The organism is Galbibacter pacificus (assembly GCF_029603165.1).
GTDB lineage: Bacteria > Bacteroidota > Bacteroidia > Flavobacteriales > Flavobacteriaceae > Galbibacter > Galbibacter pacificus.
Genome location: NZ_JAQSVC010000004.1, coordinates 365,595 through 385,613 on the forward strand (window position 1 = coordinate 365,595; position 20,019 = coordinate 385,613).

Here is a 20,019-nt window from a genome sequence, read left to right on the forward strand (position 1 = left end):
ACAGACTGCCGTACTCACACCGTGTCCACGGCCGAATTTCTGCGGCTATTTTCCGTTATCAAACTCTTTTAAAAGCTTTGCCTTTTGTTGTGGGCCGGATGTACACTTTCTCATAATTACCGTTCAAAGTCAAAGAATTATTTTATAACCTGAGACGGTTTTCCTTTAAAGGAAGTTTAGAGGGCGGGCATGAATAAGAAAGTCTATTTTTACTTTGAAGTATATACAAAAAACAATTCCCTTTCGGTCTTTTAATTAGCTGATTGCCAATACGCATTTATAGAAAAAGAACAACTGTTAATAAAAACTGAAAAACATTTTTCGATTAAACATCATTTTTTTCCATCTTTGCTGTATGCGAATTGAGAATTACATAAGCGATTTACTATACAGGTACGAATGTGTTACCGTGCCTGGTTTTGGTTCTTTTATTACACAACACCAGCCTGCCAAAGTACATTATACCACGAATGCTTTCTATCCGCCTTCAAAATCCATTGCTTTTAACGAGCAATTAAAATCCAACGACGGATTGTTGACCAAATACACCGCCGAGGTTTTGGGAATTGCTTATGAGGAGGCCACAGGAAAGATAGAACAGGCCGTTCTCGGTTGGCAGAAAGCATTGGCGCAAAACCAAAAAATAGAGCTTAAAAATATTGGCGATTTATGGTACAGCGACGAACAAAAAATATTGTTCCAACCTTCTTACCATATAAATTACCTTACTTCTTCATTTGGGTTTTCTTCTTTTGTTTCTCCCGCCATTACCCGCGAAGAACTTAAAAAAGAAGTTGAAATCCTTGAAGACAAGGCTCCAATTGCCTTTACTCCCGAAAGAAGGAAGAATCTTTCTTACCTAAAATATGCGGCTATTTTCTTATTGGCATTGTCGGCGGGTACGGTTGGCTATAAATTTGTCGATTTACAGCAAACAAACCAAGTTCAGGTTGCCCAACAACAGGCTCAACAACAAATAGAAAAGGATATTCAAGAAGCTACGTTTTTTGACACTACGCCATTGGAAATCCCTTCCATTACGCTTAAACTTGAAAAACAACCGCTTAAATACCATGTAATTGCCGGTGCTTTTAGGGTTGAAGAAAATGCCGATAAAAGAGTTGCCCAACTGAAGCAAAAAGGCTATGATGCCGAACGGATAGGCGAAAACAAATACGGACTGCATCAAGTAACCTATGCCAGCTTTGCCGAAGTACCCGAAGCCTTGTCTTTCTTGCGCAAGGTTAAAAAAGAAGAATCTCCCGAGGCTTGGCTTTTGGTTGATGAAATAGACTAACAGGCTACACGAACGGGTTTTAGCAGTTTTCGTGATTTTTCAAGTCCTGCCTTTATTTTTAGTAAGTATCCTTTTATGCTTCATGCTATATAGCGGTATAAAGATAAACTGCATTACTTCTTATAAAACCTGCTTCATATTGAAACAAATTGTATTTTAGATAGCCGTATAACCAACCTAAAAACAATGAAAAAAGCAATTCTAATTTTATTCTTGGCAGTTGCGCCTTTTTGTATTGCCCAAGAAAACCCGATACATTCATTTTCCGAAAAAAAAGACATTTTATGGGCCAGCCCAAAAGGTTTCGACCTTACTATGGATATTTATACCCCGACTACCAACAAAGACAGTTACCCGGTTTTAATTATATACCACGGTGGCGGATGGCTTATCAACAATAAATCCATTATGGACGAAATGTCAAAATACCTGGCCTCGCATGCCAATTATGTAATTTGCAATGTAAATTACAGGTTGCTTACCGCCAACAACAATACTACCAACATGAACGAGATCATAGAAGATGCCATGGGGGCCGTATTATGGGTAAAAGAAAACATAGAAGCCTACAAAGGCAACCCGAATGCCATTGCCATTACCGGCGACAGCGCTGGCGGGCACTTGGCCGCCATGGTGATAAATGGTAGCGATTATTTAAATGCTTCAGGTTTTAAAGGCAACAGTCTTGGGTTTAACCCCACTTACATACCCAAAGGAGAAAATATAGAAACCATTAAAAAAAATAACGCGCTGCAAGTTCAGGCTGCTGTTTTAAGTTACCCCGCGGTAGATATATATGCGGCCGCTTATGGCGATGGAAAAAATGGTTTTGAAAGTCCCTCAAACTTTTTTTGGGAAATGGGAGGCGCCAAAGCGAGGGGGATTTTTGGTGAAAACACAAACGTAAAAGAAAATCCCGACTACTACAAAAAAGTATCTCCAATATATACCGTACCTAATGCAAATGACAGGAAATTGCCTCCACAATTTTGCCATGTAGGTTCCAAAGACAATACAACGTCCCCGGTATCGATAAAAGCATATGTAGACAAATTAAAAGAAGAAGGCCAACCTGTAGACTATTGGGTCTACGAAGGGAGAAACCATGCCTATCTGGATTCGGGCACCAACGAATTCTTGGGAAACAGCTTTGAAAAAGACGCGATTGAACCGCTAAAAAAAATAATTTCTTTTCTAGACAATGTGTTTTATAAAGAATAAATAATTGAAAGGATAAGATTACAAGAATAATTTTCTTTTTTTCATTCTTTTGGAAATATCTTTGCATAAAATTTAAACAATGCAAGCAAAAACACCCAGTGAATCGCATACGGTAATGACCGACCTTGTTTTACCAAGTGAAACCAATCCGTTAAATAATTTATTCGGGGGCGAGCTATTGGCCCGGATGGACCGTGCCGCAAGTATTTCTGCCAGGCGCCATTCCCGGCGGGTAACCGTTACAGCTTCAGTAAACCATGTTGCTTTTAACAGGGCCATTCCGCTAGGAAGTGTAGTTACTGTTGAAGCCCGTGTTTCCAGAGCGTTTAACAGTTCCATGGAAATCTATATAGATGTTTGGATTGAAGACCGGGAAAACGGACACAGAAGCAAAGCAAACGAGGCCATTTACACCTTTGTTGCCGTAGATGATACGGGAAAACCTGTTGCGGTACCGCCCATTAACCCAGAAACAAAACTTGAAAAAGAAAGGTACGATGCCGCTTTAAGAAGAAAACAATTAAGTTTGGTGCTGGCCGGCAAAATGAAACCTAATGATGCTACCGAATTAAAAGCACTTTTTATACAATAAAAGGGCATCATTCAATATAAAATTCAACAAATCCAAGAAATAAAAAAGGCTTTGAACTTAATCAAAGCCTTTTTACTTACAATTACTAACTCAACCCTATTATTACAATATAGAGAAACAAATAGCTCCCATGTCCTCTATAGTGGCATCAAAAGTAGCATATCTTATTCTTTGTATGTATGACAAATGTCATACATACATAAAAAAATATAAAAGTCTAAATTTATCAAGGGTATCGTTTTGTATTAAAAATTACATCCTATAAATCCAATTCGCAGGATTATCGGTGTGGTTGTTATCGTAGATCATAAATTTTAAAACGGTCTCATTGTTGCTGGGACTTGTAAATACTTCGCCTATTTCTTGTTTTGTAACTACATTATCGCCTTCTTTTACATATACTTTCCCAAGGTTGTTGTATACAGATATGTAATTACCATGCTGTATCAAAACTGCTTTATTGCCCCCTTTTATAGCCTGTACCGCCAATACTTTTCCTCTGTATATTGCACGGGCCCTGGCTCCTTTTTCGGTGGCAATGCGTACCCCGTTGCTTTGTATGGTAACCGATTTTACTACCGGGTGTGGTTGTTTTCCGTAGCGCATTTTAATAACCCCTTTTTCAACCGGCCAGGGAAGTTTTCCTTTGTTGGCAACAAAGTCGGCATCTACAAGCTTAGCCTCTGCCGTTAATGCAAAATTAGAAGACTTGGTTGCATTTTCACGGGTTTCGGCTGTAGTTTCTTTATTGGCGGCGTTTGCCTTTGCAATGGCCTCTTTAATCAATCTGTCTATTTGACGGTCTATTTCATCGGCCTGACGCTGTTTTTGCCTGATTTGCGAGGCGTATTCCTCTTCTTTTTCCTTAATGCTGGCAATTAATCCCTTTTGGGTATTCAGTTCGCGTTCAAGCGATTCCTGTTCCTTTCTGTTTTCGGCAATTAAGTTTTCCTTTTCCTCGCGCTGCACTACCAAACCATCGTTTAATTGTTGGAGTTCCTTTGTTTTAGCTTGAATTTCGGCAGCCTGTTCTTTACGGTAATTGGCGTACTGTTTCATATACTGGAGCCGCTTGTAGGCTTGCAGGAAATTTTCAGATGAAAGCAGGAACATCAAACGGCTTTGTTGGGAACTGCTTTTGTACGATTTACGTATCATTTCCGCATAATCGGCTTTTAGTTCCTTTAAATCGTCGCGAAGTTTCGATATTTTATTGATGTTGTTATTTATTTGGCGCTGTATAAGGTCGGTTTGTTGGTTGGTAACTTTAATAAGCTCTTTCCTGATTTTTATTTTATGGTCCAGATCTTCAACATCTTCCAGAACATTTGTCTTTTCTTTTCTTTTTTGGGAAAGCAGGGTATTAAACTGTTGAATTTCTTCCTGTAAACGCTCTTTACGCGCCTCTAGCTCCTTTTGTTCGTCTGTCTGGGCATATATTCCTTCAAACGAAATAAAAGCTGTTAAAAATACTATTAAGAAGAAATGCTTTTTGCCCATATTATTCTATTTCTATTTGTTTAAAACCACTGGGGATATTGTACGGGAAAGATACATGTTTGTTAAATTCTATATTGTTGTATTCTATCTCGATTTGGTTTTTGTGCTCTTTGTCCATCGTATTAATCTGTATCTCGTTTGGAATAACCTTTCCGTCAACAGTTTGATAGTTTTTATAATCAATGCTTAACAAACGCCCTTTTCGTGGTTGAGAAATCTGCTGAAGTGCCATTTTAAAATTAGAAGGTTCCAATAAAAACAAGGTTTTAAACAAGGCTGCTTGGTCCTCAGGTTTTAACTGATATTTATTGGCTACCGAAGCGGCATAATACTGCTGATCGTGAAGATCGAGGATGGCTTGGCCAAGCAGTAGGTTCTGCACCATTTGGTAATTGAGTTCTGTGCCCAGCAATTTGTTTAAATATGAAAAATCCCCATCAAAATAAGTATTGTCCAGCTTGTTGTAAAAACTTACCCTTGTTGGGGTAATTATGGCTTTGACCACAGACAGGGGAGCACTAATCCATATGGCTTCGTCTTTTTGCATCCGGAGGCTTACGGTAACTCCTTGGGTACTTTCCCCGTCTGTATAATCTATTCTTATCCTTCCCGACATGGTTCCAAAGTCCAACGCATTGTCGTAATGGTTTTTTATAATGTTTTTTGCCGACATGTCGCTTTTAATTTCCCCTGCTTCCAACACATTTTTACTTCCGCAGGAAAGGTTGAGCAAAAAGCTTAACGTCAACAGGCAAATTAAGGCTCTATTTTTTATTTTCACACATTCAGGTTTTTTCAAATTAATTGTCTGCATCAATTCTTTGCTGATATACTTTAGTTTTTTCGGGATTGTTCAGCCCTTTATAGGCAAACACCAATTCGTTGTAAATATTGTTCCGCAAGGTATTATCGTCAATTATATAATCCAGGCCTTCCTCCAGCACATCGGCGGCCATTTTGTATTTTTGAAGCTTGTTGAGCGCCATGCCCTTGAGGTAATAAAATTCGGGCTGTGTTGGGTAATTGTCCAACGCTTCACTACTTACCGACAGCATTTCGTTGTAATCGGTTTTTTGTAGTTGTCTTAAAATTTGCTGCCGATATGCTTCAACCGGGTTATCAACGGACTTGCTTTCAGCATTATCATCTTCAACGCCGTCAAGGGCATTTACATTTTTAAACATGAGTACCTTTGCCCTTTTTTGTTTTACATCGGCTGGGTTTCCACCGGCTTCGGCCATTTTGTCAAGAGTCTCCAAGGCTTTGTCGAATTCTCGCTGCTCCATGTACAAATCGGCCATGGCCATGTAATATTCGGGGTTGTTCTTTGCCAGTTTCCCCGCAAGCTGTATGGCTTTTTCCATAGCGTGCTGGGCCTTGTAGCATTTCAACAGGGCGTCAAGGTACCATTTGTTGTCCGGTTGCATGGAAATTGCCGTTTCCAGATACCCTTGTGCCTCCATATATTGTTGTTGATATAGGTAATTTAAACCCAGTTCATAATCTATTACATGATTGTTTGGATCGAGCTGTTTACATTCCAGCAAAGCTGTTATGGCTTTATCGTAATTCTCGATCCCCTTTTGTTTAAGCGATTCGTAAAAATATTCCTGAAAAGCATCCGGGTTTTCCTCATTAGAAATATCTGCTGATGTTTCTTGGGCAATAGTAAGCGACGTAGTTACGAAAAACCACGAACAGATAACTTGTATGACCCTTTTTTTATACATTCAACACTTCCATTAAATATTTTATGTGAATATCACCGCTTTCTTTTATTTAAAAAGCTTCATTGTGTAATCAAATAATTCGGCTCCTCCTCTATTTCCATGTCCCGGAATTACAATTTTAACATCAGGATATCTAGTTTTAATTTTTTCTACGGTTTTTGACCAATCATTTGTATTGGCATCTTCTAAATTACCTTTATTTGCACCAATTTCTTTTATCAAACATCCACCAAAAACTACATTATCTTTAGGGAAATACCCAATAACGTTGTCTATTGTATGGCCTTCTCCAAAATACTTTGTATAGATTTCTTCTTTTCCCAAATTTAAAACAAGCGTATCATTAAATCCGTTTATGGATTCATAAAGTTTATTTCTTTTTTCTTTCAATAACTCCAGTGTTTTATTTGATGCGTATATAGAAATACCATAATCTGCGAATGCCTTTAGCCCTCCTACACAATCTTCATGAAAATGCGTCGGGATAACCGCTGTGATATTGCTTTTAAGATTTTTAGTTATAAATTCTATCAATTCTAACGAACTTTCATTGTTTACAGGCGTGTCAAAAATTACCACTTCTCCTTCGTTTACAACAAACATTCCATTTGAAGGAACCCTTCCAAACTCTTTTGTATTTAAATATGAAATATGTTCATATGTCTGATTCGAGATTTTATTTACAATCAAATTATCAGATTCATAAACAGCAGTGTCAACACTTTTTAAGGAGTTTTTACAAGAAAGTAAACATAACCCAATAAAAAGATAATGAACCAATATGTATTTCATCAATATTTAGCGTTTTTAAATTGCATTTCTTTTAGGATTATGCTAATTACCAAAAAAATTGACACTACTCCAAAACCGAATAATCCCCGATGCTGATATCGGTAAATTTCCCGTCGAACCTGGCAAAATTACCAATCATGGCATTGTCCAGATTGGCATTTTTGATTACTGAGTTTGTTTGGATCAAGCTATTTTTTATGGTTGAATTTTCTATCACTGTCCCGTTGCCAATTGAAACATTTGGACCGATTTTTGCATTTTTAAGCACCACATTGTCGCCAATATAGCATGGTTGAATAATTGCCGAATTTTCGCTTTTTACAGATTCTGAAACCAAATCTTCCCCTTCTTCATATATAAACTGAAGCATCCGCCCATTGGTTTCAACGGTAACGCTTTTATTTCCGCAGTCCATCCATTCGTCTACCTTGCCCGGCACAAACTTTTTCCCCTGTGCCATCATGGCCTTTATGCCATCGTTTATTTGGTATTCGCCACCGTGCAGGATATTGGCATCCAGCACCTTTTGCAGTTCGGCTTTTAATTCTTCGCCTTTTTTGAAATAGTAAATCCCGATTACCGCCAAATCCGATACAAATTCCTTTGGTTTTTCTACCAGCCCCGAAATGTTTTTTTCGTCATTAAGTTTTACCACTCCATAGGCCTCCGGTTGGTCTACTTGTTTTACCCAGATAACACTATCGGCAGTTTGATCTAAATTAAAATCGGCTTTAAACAAGGTGTCTGCATAGGCAATAACACAAGGCCCGGAAAGCGATTCTTTGGCACACATAATGGCATGCCCCGTTCCCAATGGTTTGTCTTGATAGCAAATTGTGCCTTTAGCGTTTAAATTTTTTGCGATTTCATGAAGTTTTGCTTCAATTTCTGGGCCAAAATCATCTTTAATAATAAATGCCACTTCTTCTATTTCCTGATCCAATACTTTGGCAATATCTTCTACCAACCGCTGTACAATTGGTTTTCCCGCAATGGGGATTAATGGTTTTGGTATTGTTAACGTATGTGGCCTAAGGCGCGATCCCCGCCCGGCCATTGGTACTATAATTTTCATCTGTTAATCGCTATTTATTAAAAATGTGCAAATTTTTTGCACATACAAAAGTTATTTTACTCCGGTGCTTCCAAACCCGCCGGCACCGCGAACGGTCTCGGAAAGTTCGTTAACTTCTTCCCATTGAATATGTTCGTGCCTGGCTATTATCAATTGTGCTACACGTTCTCCGTTTTCCACCACAAAATCTTCGTTGGAAAGGTTTACCAATATAACGCCGATTTCTCCCCGATAGTCTGCATCTATGGTTCCTGGAGCGTTTAAAACCGTTACGCCTTTTTTGGCTGCCAATCCGCTTCGGGGGCGCACTTGGGCTTCAAAACCTGCCGGAAGTTCTATAAAAAGTCCGGTTTTTACAATTGCCCGCTCCAAGGGTTTTAAGGTAATTGAGGCCTCTATATTTGCACGGATATCCATGCCTGCCGATGCTTCGGTTTCGTAATGCGGGGCTTTATATTGGGATTTGTTGACTATTTTTACTTTCATCTGTTACTATTTTATTGTTTTTAATGATCAGATGGAATGCCCTTAATTATCATTCCGGTTGGTGTCTTAAATTTAGTTATGGGCATTTCATATGTCATTATTCTTTTTTAATAACGCCCTAACAATCTTTACAAGTGTGTTTTGTTCCATTTTATATATCAGCATCAAAAATACTAAAACAAATAGTGTTCCTATAATCAAGTTTCGGTCAAATACATAAAAAGACAGAAGCGCGAACAATATTGAAATTCCCATGTAACCTACTATTTTTTTCAAATTGTATGGAATGGGATGATTTTTTTGTCCGAAATAATAAGAAAGCAACATCATGCTGGCATAGGCTATTAAGGTTGCAATGGCCGAACCTTTATAGCTAATAATGGGAATTAAAATAAAATTGAAAACCAATGTAAGCAAGGCGCCGAATACCGAAATATAGGCACCATACCGTGTTTTATCGGTAATCTTATACCAAACCGATAAGTTGTGATAAATTCCCAAACACAAATTGGCCAACAAAATAAACGGAACAATCCATAGGGCTTCCCAATAATCGGCATTCGGAATCAATATCAATTTAAAAACATCGGCATAGGTTACCACCACCAAAAAAATAAAGGTGCCAAAAATGGTAAAGTACAGGGTGGTATCGGCATAAATCTCTTTGGCATTTTTCTTGTTGGCATTGCTAAAAAAGAAAGGCTCTACGCCCAGTTTAAATGCAGTTACAAAAAGTGTCATAAACATACCCAGTTTGTAGCAGGCAGCATATATGCCAACAACGCTATTTGCCGTATTTTCGGGAAGCAGGTATTTGAGCATTATTTTATCGAACCCTTCGTTTATAGAAAAAGCGAGGCCTGCAATAAGTACTGGAAAGGCATAGCGGAACATTTTTCTCCATATATAGCTGTCCAAGTCAAATCCAATTCTAAAATAAAGCGGCAAAACAATTAATAACGTTATAAAACTGGCTATTAAATTGGAGATAAATATATAATGGATCTCATTTTCAAATACCAATGCATTAAAAAACGAAGACTTGTCTCCTTTTGTCAAAATCGGGAGCACCAAAAAGAAAAACAGGTTGAACGATAGGTTTATAATTACATTTAAAATTCTTATAAACGAATATTTAAGTGGCATTTCGTTATTCCTGAACCAAGCAAACGGAATAACACAAAGCGCGTCCAAGAACAGTATTAAAATAACGTAGACAATAAAATTGGGACTAAATTCCAACCAGGAAGCTAATTGGTATCTCATTAAATAGCCAACAATCAAAAAAACTATAGACGATATAAAAATAGAAGTAAGTGCCGTTGCCTGTACTTCGGCCTTTCGTTCGCTCTTGTTCATAAACCGAAAGAACGCCGTTTCCATTCCATAGGAAAGCAATACGTTCCCCAGCATCAAATACACATATAAGCTTGAAAACACCCCGTAAGCAGAAGTTGGGAGTTTATCGGTATACAGCGGGGTTAATGTTACGTTGAGCAACCGTGGCAAAACGGTTGCCAGGCCATAAATAAAAGTATGCTTAAAAAGTTTTTGTAAAGCCCCCAATGTTGTGTTTGTGTTATAACGCTAAAAGTATCGATTTATAGAGAGTTGGCAAAGTGTTGCTTTGGTTTTTTACTCGCTAAACGGGATTTGATATGACCTGAGGCCATTGACAAAATTAAACTATTTGAAAAACCTTCAATCTGAAAATACTAATTGTTTATGGACTTTCCTTATAATGAATGGGAGTTGCCGATATCATTTTAGTTATTTTATAATAATTGGTTTTTCCTTTTTCGGTGTAACTCAATAAAGCTTCGCCTTTTTTTAATTCAAACGGTGGTTTTACCGGAAGCTTTGGTGGCTTGTTGCCAAATTCTTTTTTGGGGTCGGCATGCATAACAATATCTGGAGGTTGTTGGTTTGTAAAGCGTCCAATATATACCAAATACGTCCCTCTTTTAACCTTTTCAAGTTTTGCTACTTGGCTGTTATAATAAATACTGTCCAACATGACTTCTTCGCCAGATTTAAGGGTGATATAGATATTTTCTCCTTTTATGGCCTTATCGTCGCCCGTCGTCCATGCTTCTTTATGTACTTCATTTAAGGTAAATGGCGGGTTTTCTATGAGTTTTTGCGATGTTCCACACTTCGAAAACCCAAAAACAATGCTGATCCCTATAATTATATTGTATATTTTTTTCATTTGTTGCGTTTGATTTTTAAAGATACGATTTCAAAATTGATGCCAGATGTTAATTGTAAACTCATTTAAATAACAACAAAACCCTCGAAGGTTTAAAACCTTCGAGGGTTTGAATATAGTTAGATTCGGTATTTCTACTGAAAAATTTCTTAATTATTTAAGACTTCCGCTCTTATTGAAAAATTTGGCTAACGCCTAATTGTTCAGTGCCTCGGAAGGGAAAATTTGCTCCTTATCAGTCGCTAATTGTTCAGTGCCTCAGAAGGAAAAATTTGCTCCTTATCAGTCGCTAATTGTTCAGTGCCTCGGAAGGAAAAATTTGCTCCTTATCAGTCGCTAATTGTTCAGTGCCTCAGCACCTCCAACAATTTCTAAAATTTCGTTGGTAATGGCGGCTTGACGCGCTTTGTTATATGTAAGCGTAAGCTCTGCTTTTAACTCGGCAGCATTGTCTGTTGCCTTGTGCATGGCCGTCATACGTGCGCCGTGTTCTGATGCAAATGAATCGCGAATGGCTTTGTATAATTGTGTTTTTAACGACTTTGGTATTAATGTTTCTACGATTTCCACTTTTGAAGGTTCAAAAATATAATCGGCTGTTGCATTTGCATTTTCAGACTCGATGGGTTTTATTGGCAGAAAATCTTCCGTTTTAACAACTTGTGTCGCTGCATTTTTAAAGTGATTGTACACCAATATTATTTTATCGTATGTCCCTTCGCCATACAGCGCCATTAAATGTTCTGCAATATCAGAAACATGCTCGAAGGTTAAATCATCAAAAACTTCGTTGTTGTTATGGGTTATATAATGATTCTTTTTTAGTACATCGTTCCCTTTTTTACCAATGGTAACAAGGCTGACCTTTTTGTCAGCATAGACCGTATTGGCCAATCTATTGGATTCTTTTACGATATTGGTATTAAACGCACCGCATAAGCCCCTATTGGAAGTTATTGCAACCACAAGAACACTTTTAATTTCACGCTGCTCGGCAAAAACACTTCCGGAGTCCCCTTCTAAAGTTGCACTTAAACTTTGCAGTAATTCCGTAAGTTTATCGGCATATGGTCGCATGGCCGTAATAGCGTCCTGCGCTTTTTTCAACTTGGCGGCCGATACCATTTTCATGGCACTGGTAATCTGCATGGTTGAACCTACCGATGTAATCCTGCTTCGTATTTCTTTTAAATTTGCCATTTTAGCCTCTCCTAAGTCCTCTCTCAAGGAGCGGACTTAAACATTTTAATTATTAAAACTATTCAATCCAATCTTCTCCCCTCAGGGGAGATTGAGTAGGGCTTATTTATACTTAGCCGAAAGCTCTTTTGCTACTTGTGTAAGTGTGTCCGTTACTTCATCGGTCAGCTTCCCTGCTTTTAAAGTATCCAATATGCCTCTGTGTTTCGCGTTTAAGAACTCCAGGTAGTCTTTTTCAAACTCTTTTATCTTATCAACGGGAACGTCTCTTAAAAGGTTTTTAGATCCTGCATAAATTATTGCAATCTGATTTTCTACGGTATATGGATCGTTTTGTGCCTGTTTAAGGATTTCTACGTTTCGCTTACCTTTACTGATAACGTTCATAGTAGCCGCATCCAAATCGGACCCAAACTTGGCAAATGCCTCTAGTTCACGATATTGTGCTTGGTCCAGCTTTAATGTACCCGCCACTTTTTTCATCGATTTAATTTGAGCCGACCCTCCTACACGCGATACCGAAATACCTACGTTAATTGCAGGACGTACCCCAGAGTTGAATAAATCTGACTCCAAGAAAATCTGTCCGTCCGTAATGGAAATCACGTTGGTTGGAATATATGCTGAAACGTCTCCAGCTTGTGTTTCAATAATTGGCAAGGCTGTCAACGAACCACCGCCTTTTACAATTGGTTTTAAAGATTCCGGAAGATCGTTCATTCCCTTTGCAATATCATCATCGGCAATTACTTTTGCAGCACGCTCCAACAATCTTGAGTGCAAGAAGAAAACGTCTCCAGGATACGCCTCACGTCCCGGTGGACGACGAAGCAATAATGATACCTCACGGTAAGCAACGGCTTGTTTCGACAAATCATCATAAACAATTAATGCCGGGCGGCCAGTATCTCTAAAATATTCTCCAATAGCAGCCCCTGCAAATGGCGCATATACCTGCATTGGTGCAGGGTCGGATGCATTTGCGGCAACGATTACCGTATAGGCCAATGCTCCTTTATCTTCTAAATTTTTAGCAATGGCAGCTACTGTTGATGCTTTTTGCCCAATAGCTACATATATACAGAATACAGGTTGACCTGCATCGTAAAATTCTTTTTGATTAATAATGGTATCGATACAAACGGTTGTTTTACCGGTTTGGCGGTCACCAATTACCAATTCTCGCTGTCCTCTACCAACCGGGATCATGGCGTCAACCGACTTGATTCCTGTTTGCAAAGGCTCGTTAACCGGCTGACGGAAGATAACTCCGGGTGCTTTACGCTCTAAAGGCATCTCATACGTTTGACCTTCAATAGGCCCTTTACCGTCAATTGGGTTTCCTAAAGTATCTACAACACGTCCTACCATACCTTCACCTACTTTGATAGATGCGATACGCTGAGTACGTTTTACGGTATCTCCTTCTTTGATTTCTTTTGAAGGCCCTAAAAGTACAATACCTACATTGTCTTCTTCAAGGTTAAGTACAATCCCTTCCAAGCCAGATTCAAACTGAACCAGCTCTCCGTATTGTGCATTCGACAATCCGTATACACGGGCGATACCATCCCCTATCTGGAGTACAGTTCCTACTTCGTCTAATGAAGCTTTTGCTTCAAATCCTGATAGTTGCTTTTTCAATATTGCTGATACTTCAGCCGCTTTAACTTCAGCCATCTTATTTAGTATTTAGATTTTAGGCGCTTTCAAACAAACAAAAACACCTTACCTTTTATTTAATTGTTAATGTATGTATAGTTTTGTAATTCCCTTTTTAAGTTGTTCAACTGGTTGGCAATACTTGCATTGTATTGTAAATCTCCAACCCGTAAAATAAAACCACCTAAAATGCTTTCGTCTATTTTATTTTTTATGGTTGCTTTTTTTCCTGTAAGTTCTTTTACTTTTGCAAGCACCTTTTGCTCTAATTCTTTTGACAAGGGAACCGCCGTGGTTACTATTGCTACTTCCTCGCCTCTTAATTCATCGTGTAGGATGATGTATTTTTCGGCTACTATTTTTAACAAATCTATACGGTTGTTCTCTATTAGTGCGTCTATCAAGCCTACCGATACGGCATTCAAACCTGAGAAAATCTCTTTTACAACCGCTTTTTTGTCAGCTAATTTAATAACGGGGCTTTGAAGTACGTTTTGAAGCTCTTTGCTCCCGGCAATGGTTGCAAAAATATCTTTCATGTCCCTATCTACAGCTTCAAGGGCGTTTTGCTCTTTTGCATAGCCTAAAACGGCTTTTGCATATCTATGTCCTGCTCTGGTACCTCTCATTGCTTTAACTTACAGATTAGTTCAAAGTTACTTCTTCCAGCATGTCATCAACCAACTTTAATTGCTTGTCGTTTGATGAAAGTTCTGACTTAACTACTTTTTCAGCGATTTCCACAGACAAAGAAGCCACTTGGTTTTTCAATTCGGCAACCGCCGCCTGTTTTTCGCTTTCGATGGTTTGCTGCGCCTGTTTGATTATTTTATCGGCCTGTGTTTGTGCCTCCCCTTTTGCATCGGCTATCATTTTCTCTTTAACCTCACGCGCTTCTTTTATCATTGCTTCTCTTTCGGCACGTGCTTCCTGGAGCAGTTTTTCATTGTCTGCCTGAAGGTTTTGCATTTCCTTGCGCGCTTCTTCGGCAGATGCAAGTGCATTTTTTATCCCTTCTTCCCTGTCGTTAACCGCATTTAGAATAGGTTTCCATGCATATTTTTTAAGAACCAAAACCAGCACCACCAATATAAGTAATTGCCAAAAAAATAATCCGTATGAAAATTGATCTAATAGTTTTTCCATTTTTATCTTCTAAAAATAATGTTTAATTCAATTTTTAAAACAACACCCGGTGATAACCAACCGTTAAAACCGGATGCTTTTTATTATGCCGCAAACAAAGCAGCAAATCCAATACCTTCAATAAGTGCAGCAGCAATAAGCATAGCTGTTTGGATCTTTCCTGAAGCTTCAGGTTGACGTGCAATAGCTTCCATTGCCTGTCCACCGATTCTACCGATACCTAAACCAGCACCGATAACGATTAAACCAGCTCCTACGATTTCTGGGATGTTCATAATTATATGTATTAAAAATTAAACATTCAATATTTATTAATGGTCGTCGTGATGCTCTTCGTTGGCCATCCCAAAATACAAGGCTGAAAGCATTGTAAATATGTATGCCTGCAATGCTGCAACCAGCAACTCCAACAACGACAGTGCAAAAGCCAGTGAAAACGACAACGAGCTCCCTATCCAGTTTTTAAACAAGAACATTAAACCTATAATGCTCATGATTACCACGTGGCCAGCCGTCATGTTTGCGTACAAACGGATCATTAACGAAAAGGGCTTAATGAATACCCCCAACAATTCTATGGGCGCCAAAACGATTTTCATTAACTTAGGCACGCCGGGCATCCAAAATATATGCCCCCAATAATTTTTATTGGCCGTAAACGTGGTGATAAGGAAGGTCAATAACGCCAATCCAAAAGTTACCGCAATATTCCCTGTCACGTTTACTCCAAGTGGGGTCATCCCCAATAAGTTCAAGAACCAGATAAAGAAGAAAATGGTCAATAAAAAGCTCATGTACTTCTTGTATTTTTTCTCGCCTATGTTTGGAATTGCAATTTCGTCTCTTACAAAAACCACCAACGGCTCAAAAAATCTTCCAATTCCCGTTGGAATTCCGCTGTTTTTACTGTATGATTTTGCCAGCCCTCTAAACAACAAGAACATTAAAATAGAAACCAACAACATGGTTACAACGTTCTTGGTGATTGAAAAATCCAAAGGTTTTGCATTTGTAGGGTGATGGTGATCGTCGAACTCTAATGCTCCCTGAGCATCGGTTTTGTATATTTTATTGTGATATAGCTTGTAGAAGTCTCCATTTACTTCGGCTACTTCTTCCCCGTGATGAAATTTTGAAGAAGAAAACACCTTAAGGCCACCATCCCAAAGTATAACCGGTAATGGCAAGCTAACATGCTCGTTGTTTTCTTCATCTACAGTATACAACGTAAAATCGTACGAATCTAATAAGTGATGATTTATAAACTCTTTAATAGACGAGCGCTTATCATCTTTTCCCACTTCTGCCCCTTTACCATTAAGCTCATGCTGAGCCATTCCGAAAAGAGGTGCCATAAAAAATAAAAAAGCAAGGATTTTTACTGTAAATTCTCTTTGCATATCACTTAAATAATGGTGTCTTAAAAATCGGTGCAAATGTAAGGCTTTAAATGAAAAACAAAAACAATTTTTTCTCTTTATTTATAACTTCCTTAACAGACACACAAAATGCTGTGTAAAAGCACGTTATTTTAACAGGCGGGAAACCGATATGGTTTCTATTATAAGGGCAAAAGCATAGGGAATAAAAAAAGTAATAAATTCCATTCTAGAAAGGGTTCCATCGGCATTGTAAATTGGCAAAAAAATAAGGAAGAACACTAAAAACTTTAAGAGGCTCCCTGCCAAGAATAAAAACCCTATTTGTGAGTATAATTTCTTTCTGAAGATATAAATAACGCTGAAAATAACCATTGCCAGCACACCATTAACAACATAGGCCAGCCCGAGGCTATTGATAGCATTGCCCGGAAAAAATTTATCCAGGATCAAAGCATGTACAAAAAAAGAAACGCCCATAACAATTATAAGCGCTGCCGTAAATCGATATAAAAGTGATTGCATGAAATAGCTTTAATTCTGGTATCTATTTAATTGTTTTATAACCACATAAATAGACAATGCCAGTCCCAGCAGTGTAAATATTATTAAATACAGTTTCTCTCCGTTATTGTATTTGCCGTCGAGCCATTTCCCGAGGTAAACAAAAAGGAAAATAGTAACTCCCATTTGTATGGCTATTCCAGAAAATACCGCAAAGTTTTTAAGCTGATTTTTCGTTGGCTTTTTGTTGTTCTTTTCCTGCATTTTCTTCTTTGACTGATTTTAAAGAGGCCCCTTTCATGGAACACGAAGCGTTAAAGGTAGCGCCCGGCTCTACGGCCAACTTGCCAACAATTACATCGCCTTCTATCAATGCCGTGCTCTTTAGGCTCAAGACGTTTTCTACTTTTAAATCGCCTTCAAATTTCCCTTCAATATCGGCGTTCATACAGTCTATCTGGCCACTTACTTTGCCTGCCCTGCCAATTACAACCTTTCCTTTGGCAGTAATGCTTCCTTCAAGTTCTCCATCGATACGGATATCGGCCTCAGAAATAAAATCCCCTTTTATTTTTGTGTTTTCTACTATTCGGTTGGTTTGTCCAATAGCTGGCTCGATTCGGTTTTTTTTAGATTCTGCAAACATCTTTTCTAATTATTAAGATTCGGGTTATTGTTTTTAAATTCAGTTAAATACGCATCTAGGTTTTTATGTATTTGAAGCGTTTTATAATTGGAAGACGAAATTACAAATTTCTCATTATCAACCAAATAATCTTTGTTAATGTTTAGCAATTCTGCGTAACCTTCGGCATGTAACTGACTATCAAAACCATGTATCACCAAAAATATGCTTTCTGGGCTGTACACATCTTCTGAATGGGTAATATGGTCGTATTTTAAATCTTTTAGCGATTTGTCTATCGTTTTGGTCAACGTATTAACCCCTGCAGTATCTTTTTCTGAAAACGGATAAATAACTTTCCAATTATTTGATGCATTGGCGTCCATGTTAAAAGTTGAATCGGCTATTGCGGGCAAGGTTTCATTTATTATTTGTTGTGCCTTTTGCCCTTCTTCGGAGTTCGGGTAATTTAGGGCAATATCGTTGAGCGATTTTTTATATTTTTCAAATCCGTACAATCGGGCATTCGCCGATGCCTTCAACATTTCAAACTTCATCATAATATCTTCCCCGTTATACCGGGAAATATATTCATTGCACTGAGAAATGACTTTTTGATACTGTTGATTTTCAAAACCTTTGTACAATGCGGCATAAACAGCTTCCGGGCTTGAGCCATCATCGGCGAGCTGTGCCTGCGGATTTTTCAGGATTTCTGCATATCGGGACGATGAGTGGTTGCTAATAATGTCCAATTTGTACTGCTCTGCCAAAGGCGACCCCAACTGCTCATATATTTTGTACAAGTTATATTTAGAAGGCAATATCAACCGCTCTTCAGGCTCGTTTTTAAGTACTTTTTCCAGTTTGTCGGCCGCCAGTTTGTATTCCTGAAATTTCTCTTTGTAAATCAGTCCCAATTGGTAATAGGCAAAATTGTTTTCGGCTTGAATGCTATCAATGGCCTTTGCCTCTTTTGGCAGTTGGTCGAGGTAAAAATCCAGCGAATAATAGTTGGCATTTTCAGCAGGGCCTTCCTCGGCAATAATGGCATTACCCTGGGCCGATGTGGTGTTGCTGTCCCAGCGCCAATTGTCTTCCAGTGCCCTGCTCCCCCACACTTTTCTAAATTCCTGAATGCCGTATTGCACGCTTGTGGGATTGTAAAAATAAAAATCTACGGAAGCACTGTTTTTATTATCGAACAGACTTCCGTTTCCTTGGCTGTTTTGTTTCAGCAGGGCAATTTTTTCTTTTTCCAGACGCTCTTCCTCAACCAGTTTGATCGAGTCGATATACCTTTGGTAATACGCCGTTTTTTGATCGTCCGGCAAGCTTATAACATATAAAATACTATCGTTTCTATGGGCTATGTTTTCGTACTTAATAACACTTTCCAGGTTCTCCCGTTTTCTGGTAAGCGCCCTAAATTTTTTAGAATTGGGATCCACATTTGTCAATGTGCTGTCGTAATATGCGCCCGCTTCTTGGTACAAAGCATTGTCGAAATACATTGTAGCAAGGTTTTCGTAATTCAATGCGCTTAAATAAGGATCATTTTCGGTGTGTTTTAAGGACTGGTTTAAGTAGTATTGTGCATAATCAAATTGCTCGTTTTGCAGGTAATACATGGCATTCAGCCGGTACAATTTACCCAGATACGGCCTGTTTTCACGATTTTTTTCAAGTTTATCAAGTAATACCAATAATGTAGAATCTTCTTCGCCCCGTTTGTACTCGTTTTTAATTTTTTCAACATAGGCATTCATCATATATACGCGCGGGGTTCTCCGCTTAAGGGCGATTACCTTGTCAAAGGCCATGTTGGCACTGTCTATAACTTCTTTATTATTGTAAAGCTGGCCAATAATGTAATTGTACCTGCCCTTTTCTTCATTGTTTTTGGTAGTGTTTGCGGCCAATTTTAATCGGTAAATAGCACTGTCCGGTTGTTTTAGGTTGATGTATGCCTGCCCCATCATTGCCGATGCATCAGCATATTGTTGTGGTGATATGTCTAGCGGAAGCACTTTTTTAAGGTTGGTAATGGCCACTTCTTCGTTCTCCATCCGGATATTGGTCTTTTCCCTCCAAATGGCTGCTTCTACAATAATATCGCTGTCTGTATATTTCCGTAGGATATAATTAAACGCTTCTAAGGCCGGAACAAACCGCTGGTCGTAATATCGGGCTTTTCCCAAGAGCAAATATGCTTCGTCTATCTGCGGGTTTCTTTCTTGCCCTCCAATGTTCATCCCGTGCTTTTGCACGGCCTTTGTGGCCTTTTCTTCGGCACGTCTAAAATTTGGGTTCAGCAATGCTGTGTCTATTATGATTTCGTCCCGGATTTCCATCCGTTCCACGGGGAGAACTTCCCAATAATTGTCCACATAAGAGTTAATGAGTTCCTGCTGCCCTTTCTCCAGGGCCACCTTACCGTTGTACAAAACATTGAACTTGGTATTAAGCGCATGAAAATTCCTGTTCACAAAAGCGTCTTTCTTTGTTGAGCACGCCATGGCGACAAGCAGCAAAAGCAACAAGCAGGTTGGTATTTTAAGATGTTTACACAAAAAAGTATTAGTTTTTAAATAGTAA

At 38.6% G+C, this 20,019-nt stretch carries 21 protein-coding genes; 3 read left to right on the plus strand and 18 right to left on the minus strand.

What is annotated here, in order from left to right:
* Positions 1–355: 355 nt before the first annotated feature.
* The 3 genes from PSF86_RS13025 to PSF86_RS13035 all read left to right on the plus strand — a co-directional run bounded on the left by PSF86_RS13025 (position 356) and on the right by PSF86_RS13035 (position 3,110).
* On the plus strand, positions 356–1,297 hold the full coding sequence (locus PSF86_RS13025) for an HU domain-containing protein (protein ID WP_277900515.1): 942 nt from the start codon (positions 356–358) through the stop codon (positions 1,295–1,297).
* A gap of 186 nt (positions 1,298–1,483) precedes the next feature.
* On the plus strand, positions 1,484–2,518 hold the full coding sequence (locus tag PSF86_RS13030; protein ID WP_277900516.1) for an alpha/beta hydrolase: 1,035 nt from the start codon (positions 1,484–1,486) through the stop codon (positions 2,516–2,518).
* Positions 2,519–2,597: 79 nt separating this feature from the next.
* Entirely contained in the window at positions 2,598–3,110 is a 513-nt protein-coding gene (locus PSF86_RS13035; RefSeq protein WP_277900517.1) for an acyl-CoA thioesterase, read from the plus strand.
* Positions 3,111–3,362: 252 nt separating this feature from the next.
* On the opposite strand, the gene PSF86_RS13040 is transcribed toward PSF86_RS13035, so the two are convergent.
* From PSF86_RS13040 to porW, 18 genes are all read right to left on the minus strand, one after another.
* Positions 3,363–4,610: a murein hydrolase activator EnvC family protein gene (locus PSF86_RS13040; protein WP_277900518.1), complete on the minus strand. Its 1,248-nt coding sequence runs from the start codon at positions 4,608–4,610 to the stop codon at positions 3,363–3,365.
* A gap of 1 nt (position 4,611) precedes the next feature.
* A complete protein-coding gene (lolB1, locus tag PSF86_RS13045) occupies positions 4,612–5,391 on the minus strand; it encodes a lipoprotein insertase outer membrane protein LolB1 (protein ID WP_277900519.1) in 780 nt (259 codons plus the stop codon).
* 19 nt (positions 5,392–5,410) lie between these two features.
* Positions 5,411–6,340 (minus strand): tetratricopeptide repeat protein, encoded by a 930-nt coding sequence (locus tag PSF86_RS13050; protein ID WP_277900520.1) that lies wholly within the window; start codon positions 6,338–6,340, stop codon positions 5,411–5,413.
* A 45-nt stretch (positions 6,341–6,385) separates the two neighbouring features.
* Complete coding sequence (gene bla / locus PSF86_RS13055) at positions 6,386–7,132, minus strand: subclass B1 metallo-beta-lactamase (protein ID WP_277900521.1); 747 nt, start codon at positions 7,130–7,132, stop codon at positions 6,386–6,388.
* Positions 7,133–7,196: 64 nt separating this feature from the next.
* The gene (locus PSF86_RS13060; RefSeq protein WP_277900522.1) at positions 7,197–8,207 is read right to left on the minus strand and encodes a sugar phosphate nucleotidyltransferase; all 1,011 of its coding nucleotides are present in this window, start codon (positions 8,205–8,207) and stop codon (positions 7,197–7,199) included.
* A 51-nt stretch (positions 8,208–8,258) separates the two neighbouring features.
* On the minus strand, positions 8,259–8,693 hold the full coding sequence (gene dut, locus PSF86_RS13065) for a dUTP diphosphatase (protein ID WP_277900523.1): 435 nt from the start codon (positions 8,691–8,693) through the stop codon (positions 8,259–8,261).
* A gap of 87 nt (positions 8,694–8,780) precedes the next feature.
* Complete coding sequence (locus PSF86_RS13070) at positions 8,781–10,259, minus strand: oligosaccharide flippase family protein (RefSeq protein ID WP_277900524.1); 1,479 nt, start codon at positions 10,257–10,259, stop codon at positions 8,781–8,783.
* A 157-nt stretch (positions 10,260–10,416) separates the two neighbouring features.
* A complete protein-coding gene (locus PSF86_RS13075) occupies positions 10,417–10,905 on the minus strand; it encodes a hypothetical protein (protein ID WP_277900525.1) in 489 nt (162 codons plus the stop codon).
* A 336-nt stretch (positions 10,906–11,241) separates the two neighbouring features.
* On the minus strand, positions 11,242–12,105 hold the full coding sequence (atpG, locus tag PSF86_RS13080) for an ATP synthase F1 subunit gamma (RefSeq protein ID WP_277900526.1): 864 nt from the start codon (positions 12,103–12,105) through the stop codon (positions 11,242–11,244).
* Positions 12,106–12,207: 102 nt separating this feature from the next.
* A complete protein-coding gene (atpA, locus tag PSF86_RS13085) occupies positions 12,208–13,785 on the minus strand; it encodes a F0F1 ATP synthase subunit alpha (protein ID WP_277900527.1) in 1,578 nt (525 codons plus the stop codon).
* 59 nt (positions 13,786–13,844) lie between these two features.
* Positions 13,845–14,396 (minus strand): ATP synthase F1 subunit delta, encoded by a 552-nt coding sequence (atpH, locus tag PSF86_RS13090; RefSeq protein WP_277900528.1) that lies wholly within the window; start codon positions 14,394–14,396, stop codon positions 13,845–13,847.
* A gap of 16 nt (positions 14,397–14,412) precedes the next feature.
* A complete protein-coding gene (locus tag PSF86_RS13095; RefSeq protein WP_277900529.1) occupies positions 14,413–14,913 on the minus strand; it encodes a F0F1 ATP synthase subunit B in 501 nt (166 codons plus the stop codon).
* 83 nt (positions 14,914–14,996) lie between these two features.
* Positions 14,997–15,188: an ATP synthase F0 subunit C gene (gene atpE / locus PSF86_RS13100; protein WP_277900530.1), complete on the minus strand. Its 192-nt coding sequence runs from the start codon at positions 15,186–15,188 to the stop codon at positions 14,997–14,999.
* Between the two features lie 36 nt (positions 15,189–15,224).
* Positions 15,225–16,313: a F0F1 ATP synthase subunit A gene (gene atpB / locus PSF86_RS13105; RefSeq protein ID WP_407933332.1), complete on the minus strand. Its 1,089-nt coding sequence runs from the start codon at positions 16,311–16,313 to the stop codon at positions 15,225–15,227.
* A 126-nt stretch (positions 16,314–16,439) separates the two neighbouring features.
* A complete protein-coding gene (locus PSF86_RS13110; RefSeq protein ID WP_277900531.1) occupies positions 16,440–16,817 on the minus strand; it encodes a DUF6168 family protein in 378 nt (125 codons plus the stop codon).
* Between the two features lie 9 nt (positions 16,818–16,826).
* Positions 16,827–17,060 (minus strand): AtpZ/AtpI family protein, encoded by a 234-nt coding sequence (locus PSF86_RS13115; RefSeq protein WP_277900532.1) that lies wholly within the window; start codon positions 17,058–17,060, stop codon positions 16,827–16,829.
* Positions 17,017–17,442 carry a bactofilin family protein gene (locus tag PSF86_RS13120; protein WP_277900533.1) on the minus strand — a complete coding sequence of 142 codons (426 nt, stop codon included), beginning with the start codon at positions 17,440–17,442 and terminating at the stop codon, positions 17,017–17,019. Before PSF86_RS13120 ends, PSF86_RS13115 begins: the two co-directional genes overlap by 44 nt.
* Positions 17,443–17,447: 5 nt before the next feature.
* Entirely contained in the window at positions 17,448–19,994 is a 2,547-nt protein-coding gene (porW, locus tag PSF86_RS13125; protein ID WP_493559037.1) for a type IX secretion system periplasmic lipoprotein PorW/SprE, read from the minus strand.
* Between the last annotated feature and the right edge of the window lie 25 nt (positions 19,995–20,019).